The sequence below is a fragment of the Xanthomonas cannabis pv. cannabis genome (genome assembly GCF_000802365.1).
In the GTDB taxonomy this organism is placed as follows: domain Bacteria; phylum Pseudomonadota; class Gammaproteobacteria; order Xanthomonadales; family Xanthomonadaceae; genus Xanthomonas; species Xanthomonas cannabis.
Window position 1 is genome coordinate 1 of sequence record NZ_JSZE01000122.1, and the last position, 10404, is coordinate 10404.

Below are 10404 nucleotides of genomic sequence, written 5' to 3' on the forward strand. Positions count from 1 at the left end.
GCACTGATCGCCGCCGCAGCGGCGGAAGCCAAGGTGGCCGTCGACGTGCTGAAGACGCAAGCGCAGGGCGCCTCAGCAGATGCGGCGACGGCGACCGCCGACCTCATGGAAGTGCATGCGCTGAGCGTTCCGCCGCCGCTGCCCGCCACTCCCCCCGCTCCCGGCGCCGGCCCCAATGATCCTGCCACTGCTGATGCTCCTGCTGCTCCACCCCCAGTTCCACCCGCAGCCGCAGCTGCTGGCGCACCCCCTTCTGCACCTGCACCTGCACCTGCTGCTCCTGCTGCACCTACATCTGCACCTACATCTGCATCTGTGCCTGCACCTGCACCTGCACCTGCATCTACAGCGCCGCCTCCGCAATAAACGGCCTGCGTAGAGGCGCGTTCCACCACCAGGCCTCATTGCCAGGCCGCCGATCAATCCACGGGAGCCGAGATGGAACCGAGCAAGGTCAATGCCCAGGTCATCGATGCGATCAACCAGACCCAGATGGCCACCATGAGCCCGCAGGTCGTGCTGACCAGCGGCGCCGGAAAGGCGTATCAATCGGTAGCGCAGTCCACCGCCATCGCGGTGCAGGACGCCACCGATGCGCTACGCAATGTCTCCACGATCGCCACCACCGCCGTTGGCGTGGCGATGGCGCAGTACCTGGCCACCGGCGATGCCAAATACGTCACCGCGCTCACCCAGGCGCAGGCGCTGATGCAGGGCGCCACCGACGACTTCGCCAGGATCGGCTCGGCGGCCGGCCTGGTGCTGAAGAACTTCCCCGCTGGTTGACCTCTCAAGGAGTCATGCAATGTCCGTTTCGATCGCAGGCCGCCTGATCTCGATGCCGACGATGCTCTCGACGCTGGGCAGGCAGTGCCTGGCCTTCATCGATGGAGGCACGCAATGGCTGGCCTGGGCGATCCAGTCGCCCGGTGTGCGCTACGACTTTCCCGACGAGAGCAGCTTGCTCGACGAGGTGCAGCAAGGCCTGCACGGCTCGCGCCTGGCCTTGTTGCCGCAGCTGGAATTGAAGGTCAGCCCGGTCAAGCTGATGACCTTGAGCCCGAACGACCTGGGCACGCTGGCGCAGGCCGAAGCCGGCGACACCGGTTCGGTGGTCAAGGCGCAGCTGCAGCGGATCTTTCGCGACAATGCCCTGTACACCGCAAGCGACCTGGCCGCAGGCCGTAGCCTGCTGACGCAGCTAAAGGTCGATGGCGCCGCGGTTTTCCAGTCGTTGGACCTGGAAGAAAGCCTGGCACTCCGCCAACTGGCCGCCGACCCGCCGCCAGCCAATGTGACGCCGGCACTGCAACAGGAAGCGGCAGCATTCGCCGTCGAGCAGGCGCGCACGCCCCTGGAATTCTGCGACTACTATCGCTTCTACCTGGCCTGCACCGCCAACATCGTCGCAGCCGACGAGCGCGCACATGCAGCAGCGTCGGCACTGCAGACGCTGCTACCGCAGCTGTTCACCACCCTGGATTGCCCACAGGTGCAGGGGTTGCCTTCGCCCAACGAGGTCGAGCGCAGCGTTGCCGACTGGCTGGCGCGCGGTCGCCAGATCGGCTTCGCGCGGCTATCGCTGGCCGCCCAGCAGATCGTCCAGCACACCCGCTACCAAGGCGACGGCGGCGACCAGGCGGCGAGCGACGCGATCCGCCTTTACCTGCAATCTGCGCAGGCCTTCCTGGCCGCCAACCGGCCCAGCCGCGGCGTGCTGGGCCAGGATGGCAACAGCTGCGTATTCGCCATGCACAACGACACCCTGGCTGCGCTGCTGCAAGTCAACGGCGGCGTCATCTCGCTGCGGGATTTCGGTGCGGCGCCTGCATCCAGTAGCACGTCGCAGGTTGCGGAGACGGAGGACTCGGAGTGAACGCATCACGCGCGCTCCCCGCGGCCACCGAACAGGCCCCGCCTGTCGTCAGCGCCGCCGACGCGGCCCGCGACGCGGTGCATGCAGGTCGCGCAGCCGCCGTGGCGGCGGCACGCCAGACCGTGACGCAGGCCGAACACGCACTGGGCGAAATGCTCCGCACGCTCGCAGCGCAGCACCCGCCCGAAGCCGCACCACGCGCCGCGCCGATGCAGCCATCGCGTACCGATGAGCTCCCGCCGCTGCATTCCACTTCCACTTCCACTTCAGGAGACACCAGCATGTCCGACGATACCCAGCCCACGCCCACGTCCCCGAACCAGACACCAGCCACCACAGCGCAATCGTCAGGATCGTCGCAGATCGAAGCCGCGCTGAAAGCGGCGCAAGCTCAGATCGATCAAGCGATGGCGGCTAGCGACATGGCAGTGCAGGCAGCAATGCAGGCCGCAACCGCGGCAACTGCCGCGGCCGGCAATAATCAGGCGATCGACAGCGCAAATCAGGCACTGCAGCAGGCCGACCAGGCTGCCGCCGCTGCGGTCGCCGCTGCGCAGCAGCAGGCCGAGCAGGCGATGAGCGCCGGCACACCCGACTCGCTGTCACCCAATGGGTCGCCCCAATCGACACCAGATCGGAGCTGATGGCATGCCACAGGTCTATGCGGCGGTGTCGGACGGGGCCGGCCATTATCTGATCGCGCGCAAACGCATACTCAATCGGTGGTGGGCGGAATATGCGGCACCGGTGCTGGCAGTGGAAGCACTGACGGTGGTCTGCGAGATCAATGCAAATCCAGTGCAGAACTGGAACACCGCCCATGCCGGGCTAAGTGCGGCCTACCAAGCGGCAAATGGAGTTTTTTCTGACGGCATCGCTGTCTTTCCCGATGCAGCAAGTGCTCTCAAGATCGCAAGGGACGCGTGCATCACCAGTCCCGACGGAAAAATGATCGCCGACAACACGCTGTTCGCCATCAGAAACCTCATTGATGTGACGATTGCACGTGGCAACGGCGTTGCGCTCGCTCCGAGCATCAGATGCGATACCGATGCGCTTGCATCCAGCATCGCCGCTGCCGTCGACAATCCCCTGCAATGGAATACGCCGCGCGCGCAGGCCAACTCGATCGCGTCTGACATCGGCAGTTGGGCTGTCTCCCAGCCACCAGGCATCGTCAACCAAGCGGGTCAATGGGCGTTGCCCGGTGGCGGCATCCACGGCGGCGAATCTGCCGAGGCAGCGGCGCGGCGCGAATTTGCCGAGGAGACCGGTTTCTCGCTCGACAATGTGAGTCACTTCCCAGGCGATCCACCCGTCGAATTGACCGACACACAAGGTCAGTCGTTCTGGCTGGCGTGCTTCTTTACCAAACTTGATCTGGATGCCATCGTGACATCCATCAATCAGGCGACTATTCCACGCGTCGGGGTCAATCGACCAAACGGCAGTGGGGTCTGCGATTGGGAGCTTGCGTGTGTGCAACGCGTCAATAAATCGCAACTGGCCAAACATCTAGGCGCCTATCAATTCTTGACGCGCTCCGCTATCGAAGAAGCGGCCTACGCCAAGGCCGGCATTGCCTATCCGTCACCGCCCGACGCGCCCTCTCCGAGCAGGCATGACAGAGGCTGGCAGCGAGGCAGACGCCAGGCCATCGATTGGTACGAGCTGATCGCACTGCATCTGCAATCCCTTCGTTGATTGCTCGCTACTGGATTTCTTGCTCCACCACCACTCTATAGACGCGGAGTTTCACCATGACGTTCCACCTCGGCTTCGACACCGCCCGCTTTCCAGGACTACCCGCGCTCGCATGGTTGAAGGCACATACCGCACTGGCATGGTGCGGCTATTACCTGGCGCCGGCGCCCAGCCATGCCGACACCGGGTGGATGGGATGGCGGCCAACACTGGTCGCCAATGGGTGGGGGCTGGCGCCGGTCTACCTGGGCCAGCAGACCACCGGACCGGGCTCGCATACCGTGACTGCAGCACAGGGCAGCCTAGACGGCGCAAACGCGGCCGCCCTGGCCGATCAAGAGGGCTTTCCCTTTGGGGCGACTGTCTATCTGGACTGGGAAGACGGCAGCTCCCCCAGTCCCGATGGAATCGCCTACATCCGCGCCTGGATCGCCGCACTGGTCGATGCCGGCTATGCGCCGGGCCTGTATTGCTCGCACGCGCTGGCCGCCAGCCTGGTTGACGCACTGGCGCCGGGGCCGGCGCTGCAAATCTGGGCTTGGCGCGTCGCCAACGCCAACACCCACACCTACGCCGGCGACATCCAGACGCTGACTGCATCCAGTCCGGCCGGCTGCGGTTATGCGCATGCCGCGCTCTGGCAGTGCGAACAGAACGCGGTGCTGTCGCTGCCGGGAACGCCCTGCGATGGTCTGCAGGTCGACCTCACTTACTCCGACGCCGCAGATCCAAGTGCTCCCTGAGCAAACGCACCCTCCACCCGTCGCGAGCCGAGGCCACGCCATGAAGGAATCTCCGGAACAAGAACAACTGCGCCGTGCGATCAGCGGCGAGTTGACCAAACGGATCAACGACGCGGCGCGCTATCCCAACGTGCGCTCTGCGGTGATCCAGGCCTTGGGCACCATCCAGGATCGAATCGCAGGTCTATGCATCGAGGTCCGCGAGCGATTCATGTTGCGCGGCGAGCAGCCGCTGGCACGTTTCTATATCAAAGGCGGCAATGCATTCACAGCATGCATGGACCTGTTGCAAGGGCACGACCAGCACCTGTTCGATTCGGGAAGCTCGGATTGGGACACGCAGGTCGCGATCGACCCCTGGCTTCCTACATCCGTTCAGGATGCGCTGCATGCGGAAATCGAGGACATCGTCGTCGATGAAATGAAGAGTGCCGGCGTCCTCATCGCCTTCGAGCTCAGTCTGCTGACGGCACTCGAATCTCCGCTGTCAGAACAGCTTTACCCCATTCCACGTGCGCAGTGGAGTCCGAACGCGGTCGACGTGAGGTGTCTGGTCACCTGTGACGCGCCGCAGACATTACGTCGGGTCTTCGAGCGTGACCGCACCGGCCTGTCCGCCTATAACGGCGTGGAGATCGCCCTGATCGGCGAGCGCGATACACCATCCCCGCCGGGCATCGTGCTGAACGACGGGATCAAGCCATTCGTGCTCTATCGCCTGGGTTACACCTGGCACGCCAACCTCATGGAAACCTATGTCGACCGAATTGTGACGGAACCTGCCAGTCCACGCGGCATCCTGATGGAATTGATCGACGTGAGCCTGCCGCGCCGCGACACGATCGAAGCGATCGCGATCTGGTCGGAGATTGAAAACGGACACCTGACCATCGCCACTGCTGGCGGCGCGCAGGAGCGCTGGCAATTGCCGTTACCTGACCTGGATTATCATCTGCGCGAGAATCTGCTGATGTTATGCGAGATCGCCAGCGACCCGCTCGCACTGGGCGCGCATAAGGAACCCAAGCGGCGCGAACGTGTGGCCGCCATCCATGCCTGGTACGCGTCCAGAGCACAGCTACCGCATTTTCAAGACGTGCTCGCTGGAATGGCGGGCAGACACGTCGGGCAGGCTGGTGACGACGCCACCGCGCTGGTGAACGCGTTGATGGCGTCGGTGCGCGCACGCACGTTGGGAGCCGCACCGGACTACGTCAACGGGCAACCGACCGATGCCACGCGCACACGCATTCTGGCCGCACGCTATGGCGCCGGCACCCTGCTCACGCTGCTGTCGGCATCCTTCACTGGGCCGGTCGTGCTTTCGGCCGCTTTCAGCGATGATCTGCGGTTGATGAGCATCCTCGCCCAGAGTCCTTATCTGGCGATCGACCAACTGCGCTTTTCCGGCGTGGACATGGCGGCGGTGGCACGGGTGACCCACAAACAGCTACGTGCGCTGGACATTGCCGCATTCGGCCAAGCCGTCGGACGCTGGCTCGGCGAGGACGTCCAGGTCCTGGCCCAACCACACAACACGCCACGGGTGGGAGGGCTCAGCTACGAGTGCACGCTGGTGGTGTTCGTCAAACACAAAAAACCGCCGTTCGCAAAAACAGCTATCGCGTTTTTGACCCTCACCACCGCCACCGATGCGCAGGCACCCTTCTATTCCAGCGCGTCCGATCCCGCCAATGCATATGCATCGCTGCTAGACATCGACGGTCAGCGTAAGGCGGCGGCGGCACTGATCGGAGAGTTCGTGCTGCTTGACCTGCTGTCCAAACAGCACGAAACCATCAAAACACTACTAGCTCAGGCCTAGATCGTTGATGCTCCGACTTGGCTGCCGGCGTTACGGAACTCACGCGGACTCACACCCACCAGCCGCCGGAAGCTCTTCTCGAAATGGCTCAAATCACCGAAGCCGACCTTCAGCGCCACTTCGGTGATGCGCAGTTTCGGTTGCCGGTGCAAAAGCTCCTTGGCCTTTTCGATGCGGAGCTGCTGCAGCATCGGTTTGAACGGGGTGCCGAGTTCGTCGCGGAACAGGAAGCCCAGATGCGACTGGCTGACGTGCGCTTGACGAGCCAGGTCGCCCAGGGTCAGCGGCTCGGCATAGTGCTCGCCCAGATGCACCAATGCGCGCCGCAGTGCGTCGTGCAGGCTTGCGAGGCGTTGGCCGGGGCGATGCGGGAGGCCGTCGATCCAATCGACCGGGGTTTCCGGCGGCGTTGGCTGGCCGGGAGGATCCGCCTGTTGCGGCATCGTGGCGCGCGCATCGCGCTGCGCTTCTTGTGCCCGACCTTCCAGCAGACGCGGCGCATGGCGCTGGATATCAGCAATGCCGACCGGCCCGCCAGCGGTCATGACCGCCAGTCGCAGCACCACCCGTTCCAGTTCCTGGAGGTTCTCGGGCCATGCGTAGTGCGTCAGCATTTCCATCAACGACGCGGTAACCAGCTGACCGTGATCCAATCCATTCCGATCCAGAACGCACTCGACATGAAAGCCGATATCCGCCGGCCGCTTACGCAACGGGGCGAGTTCGAACGACAGGACATCCAGTTGCGAGAGCAACGCCCGCGAGAAGCGACCGGCCCGCACGCGGCGCGACAGATCGGCGGCTGTGGAAGCGACTATTCGGGGCAAGTCCCCGCCGCCCAACGCAGACCAGGTACTGCAGCGGCCCCGAAGTTGCCCGGCCAACTGGCACTGCAAGGCGTCGTCGAGCTCGTCCACTCCCTGCAGGAACAGCGTTCCCCCGGCCGCGCGCTCGAGCCATGCTGCCGGTGCGTCGTCGGGAGCAGCGCAATCGATCGCAACGAACGGCCCTTTCTGCCAGGGCGCAGTGGCATGCAGCAGGACCGCCACATGCTCCTTTTCAGTACCGAACTCGCCGCGCAGGATGACCGGCAGACGACTGCATGCCGTTTGCTCGACGAATTCGTCGATCTTCCAGACCTCTTCGCTCACACCCACAAGCGACAGCGATCGGCCGAACCGGTCTTGCGCCAACGCCCGCGCGACGTCGCGCTTGATCAGGTACGCACACCACCTTGTGATCTGCTGGCACAGCAGCGTCGCCTGCTGGGTCATTCCACCTTGGGCCGGCGTTACGTTCAGTGTGCCGAGCACCTGCCGGGCGTGCTGGACAGGAAAACACTGCGTCGTCGTGGGTCGTGCATCTAGCTGATCCGCGACCGGTGGGCTGCCATTCTCCACCGCGACAAACTCACATACCGCGCCGTTCGTAATCGCGCTGTGCGACAACTCCGCAGCGATCCTTGCCAGCACGTCCTCCAAGGGATCGCCCGGGACATAGGCGCGCTGTACGACGTCAAAGATTTGCTTTTCCATGGATGTTTTCGACCTGATCGACTGGCGCGCTCGAAAGGCGGCCAGACCCAAGTCGCGCCATCCCTGACCAGACCGTCGGCAAAGCTCCAAGCGCGCATTCGGCCCTTGATCGAACGCTCCCCTCGCCCGCATTCGGTCGTTCCCCCTCAAGTGAGACGACGCTCGCTTGCGGTGACCGGTCCGGCGACAGGCGCAAGAAGATTTCGCCAGCAACGCAACCGCTTGGTGCAAGCCAGATCTGGCATTAGCACGCGGCCGGCGTCCGTTCCCGACGATTCGTGACATCCGGCTTGCCCGCAATTGGATTGAGTGAGGCGCGTCTCACTCGCCGCCAATGCGGCCGCGCGCGCTGCGGCGGACTCAAGCAGCGCGGGAGTGCAGCGTGTTGCAACGCTCTGCACGCGCGTGCGGAGATAATGCGCTGCCCACCCGATAGCGATGCCCATGCCCTCTTCCGCCCCTGCCGTGCGTGCCTACGCCGAGGTCAAGCCGTTGCTGTGGCTGGTGTCGCTGGCGATCTTCATGCAGATGCTGGATGCGACCATCGTCAACACGGCGTTGCCGTCGATGGCGCGCAGCCTGCGTGAAAGCCCGCTGCAGATGCAGTCGGTGGTGTTCAGCTATGCGCTGGCGGTAGCGATGTTCATCCCGGCCTCGGGCTGGATTGCCGACCGCTTCGGCACGCGGCGTACCTTTCTTGCCGCGATCATCGTGTTCACCTTGGGCTCGCTGCTATGCGCCGCTGCGCAACAGCTGCCGCAGTTGGTGGCCGCGCGCGTGGTGCAAGGCATCGGCGGGGCGATGTTGCTGCCGGTCGGGCGGTTGGCGGTACTCAAGACGGTGGCGCGCGAAGACTTCCTGCGAGCAATGAGCTTTATCGCGATCCCCGCGCTGATCGGCCCGCTGATCGGCCCGACCTTGGGCGGCTGGCTGGTCGAAGTCGCCTCGTGGCATTGGGTGTTTCTGATCAACCTGCCGATTGGCATCATCGGTTTTATCGCTGCATTGAAGATCATGCCGGACCATTACGGCGATGCACGCCGGCGCTTCGATCTGGTCGGCTATCTGATGCTGGCGTTTGGCATGGTGGCGTTGTCGCTGGCGCTGGATGGCATCGCCGAACCGGGCATGCGCCATGCCTTCGTGATGTTGCTGGCGATCGGTGGGCTGGCCGCGCTTGCCGGTTACTGGTTGCATGCCGGTACGGCCGCCAATGCCTTGTTTCCGTTGGCGTTGTTCAAGGTGGCAAGCTACCGCATCGGCATTCTCGGCAACCTGTTCGCACGCATCGGCAGTGGCTCGATGCCGTTTCTGATCCCGTTGTTGCTGCAGGTCGGCATGGGGATGAGCCCGATGAACGCCGGGCTGATGATGGTGCCGGTAGCGCTGGCCGGCATGGCCGCCAAACGCGCCGCGGTGAAACTGGTGGGGCGCTTCGGCTACCGCAACACGCTGATGGTCAACACCGTGCTGGTAGGCCTGGCAATGGCCAGCTTTGCACTGATCGAGGCCGGCCAGCCGCTGTGGCTGCGCCTGCTGCAACTGGCCTGCTTTGGCGGGGTCAATTCGTTGCAGTTTACCGTCATGAATACCGTGACCCTGCGCGACCTGGACCGCGAGCAGGCCAGCCCCGGCAATAGCTTGTTGTCGATGGTGATGATGCTGGCGACCGGATTCGGCGCCGCAGCAGCCGGCAGCCTGCTGGCCGCGTTCAACACGCATCTGGGCGATACGCATGGCGCCACCGCCGCGCTGCATGCCACCTTCCTGTGCGTGGGCGGCATCACCCTGACCTCTACGCTGATCTTCTGGCAGCTGGCCGAGACCCGGCCGCATCCCAGGGACGTGGAGGCAGTGGCGGAGTAGACACTGCTGCCATGGCTGGTGCCGGCAGCGGGACGCGGTGTGTTCGCAAGTCACTGCCCGAGTGGCGCAGTGGTCACGGCCTTGCGCGAGGGTGGCCGACGGCCTGTTCAAGACCCGGCGCAATCAACGCCGGCCTGCATCGATGCCGGCTCGCCCATCGCTCACTCCCCATGGCCCATCATTCATCAACAGGACGCTGCCGCGCTGCATCGCCGCTGTTGTCAACGATTGAGCGGCCAGCTAGATGTCGTCGCGCGTACGCACCCTCCGCAGCGCCTCGGCAATGGTGTCGGCGAGCAGGTCGCCAGTCAGCGGCTTGCGCAGGAAACTGTCAAAGCCGGCCTCCCTGGCCGCAGGTTCGGCCGCCTCGTCCGAGCGCGCGGTCACCGCAATCAATGGCATCTCGTAACCGAACACGCGCAGTTGCTGCGCCAGTGCGAAACCGTCCAATCCGGGCAGATCCAGATCCAGCAGCGCCAGGTCGAAAATGTTGTCCGCGGCCTCGGTGAGCGCAGCCAGGCTATGCGGTGCATGCACCACCGAATGCCCCTGCGAGCGCAGCAAGCCGACGATGACCTCGGCGATGGTCAGGTCGTCCTCCACCAGCAGGATGCGTTGTGGCGGGACCAGTGCGCTAACGCGCGGCACTTCGCCGTCCAGCGGTGCATTGGAGGCTACCCAGCGCAGTGGCAGGTCCACGACGAATCGCGTGCCAGACCCGAGCCGGCTGATCACTTCGATATGCCCGCCCATCGCCAGCGCCAGTTCCTGGCAGATCGCCAGGCCCAGGCCACTGCCGCCATAGCGCGAGGTGGTCTTGGCACCATCGCCTTGTTCGAAGCGCTGGAACAAACG

Annotated in this window: 10 protein-coding genes; 8 read left to right on the top strand and 2 right to left on the bottom strand. The window is 64.4% G+C overall.

Features of this window, described 5'->3' with window-relative positions:
• Positions 1 to 175 precede the first annotated feature (175 nt).
• From OZ10_RS22560 to OZ10_RS17275, 7 genes are read left to right on the top strand one after another with little or no spacing between them, the layout of a single operon-like run.
• Positions 176 to 379 (top strand): hypothetical protein, encoded by a 204-nt coding sequence (locus OZ10_RS22560; protein WP_039566165.1) that lies wholly within the window; start codon positions 176 to 178, stop codon positions 377 to 379.
• Between the two features lie 59 nt (positions 380 to 438).
• Positions 439 to 786, top strand: coding sequence for a hypothetical protein (locus tag OZ10_RS17250; RefSeq protein WP_039413499.1), 348 nt, complete (start codon positions 439 to 441; stop codon positions 784 to 786).
• Positions 787 to 805: 19 nt separating this feature from the next.
• Positions 806 to 1876 carry a hypothetical protein gene (locus tag OZ10_RS17255; protein WP_039413496.1) on the top strand — a complete coding sequence of 357 codons (1071 nt, stop codon included), beginning with the start codon at positions 806 to 808 and terminating at the stop codon, positions 1874 to 1876.
• On the top strand, positions 1873 to 2520 hold the full coding sequence (locus tag OZ10_RS17260; protein ID WP_039566168.1) for a hypothetical protein: 648 nt from the start codon (positions 1873 to 1875) through the stop codon (positions 2518 to 2520). The genes OZ10_RS17255 and OZ10_RS17260 overlap by 4 nt, the downstream gene beginning before the upstream one ends.
• Before the next feature lie 4 nt (positions 2521 to 2524).
• Complete coding sequence (locus OZ10_RS17265; protein ID WP_039413487.1) at positions 2525 to 3580, top strand: NUDIX domain-containing protein; 1056 nt, start codon at positions 2525 to 2527, stop codon at positions 3578 to 3580.
• Positions 3581 to 3636: 56 nt separating this feature from the next.
• The gene (locus OZ10_RS17270) at positions 3637 to 4323 is read left to right on the top strand and encodes a glycoside hydrolase domain-containing protein (protein WP_039413484.1); all 687 of its coding nucleotides are present in this window, start codon (positions 3637 to 3639) and stop codon (positions 4321 to 4323) included.
• A 40-nt stretch (positions 4324 to 4363) separates the two neighbouring features.
• Positions 4364 to 6148, top strand: coding sequence for a hypothetical protein (locus OZ10_RS17275; RefSeq protein ID WP_039566170.1), 1785 nt, complete (start codon positions 4364 to 4366; stop codon positions 6146 to 6148).
• Here OZ10_RS17275 and OZ10_RS17280 read toward each other — a convergent pair.
• A complete protein-coding gene (locus OZ10_RS17280; protein WP_039566173.1) occupies positions 6145 to 7683 on the bottom strand; it encodes an AraC family transcriptional regulator in 1539 nt (512 codons plus the stop codon). The genes OZ10_RS17275 and OZ10_RS17280 overlap by 4 nt on opposite strands.
• Positions 7684 to 8121: 438 nt before the next feature.
• Between OZ10_RS17280 and mdtD the strand changes: the two genes are divergently transcribed.
• Positions 8122 to 9549 (top strand): multidrug transporter subunit MdtD, encoded by a 1428-nt coding sequence (gene mdtD / locus OZ10_RS17285; RefSeq protein ID WP_425598955.1) that lies wholly within the window; start codon positions 8122 to 8124, stop codon positions 9547 to 9549.
• A gap of 240 nt (positions 9550 to 9789) precedes the next feature.
• On the opposite strand, the gene OZ10_RS17290 is transcribed toward mdtD, so the two are convergent.
• A partial coding sequence (locus OZ10_RS17290) for an ATP-binding response regulator (RefSeq protein ID WP_139051353.1) occupies positions 9790 to 10404 on the bottom strand: 615 nt, incomplete at its 5' end.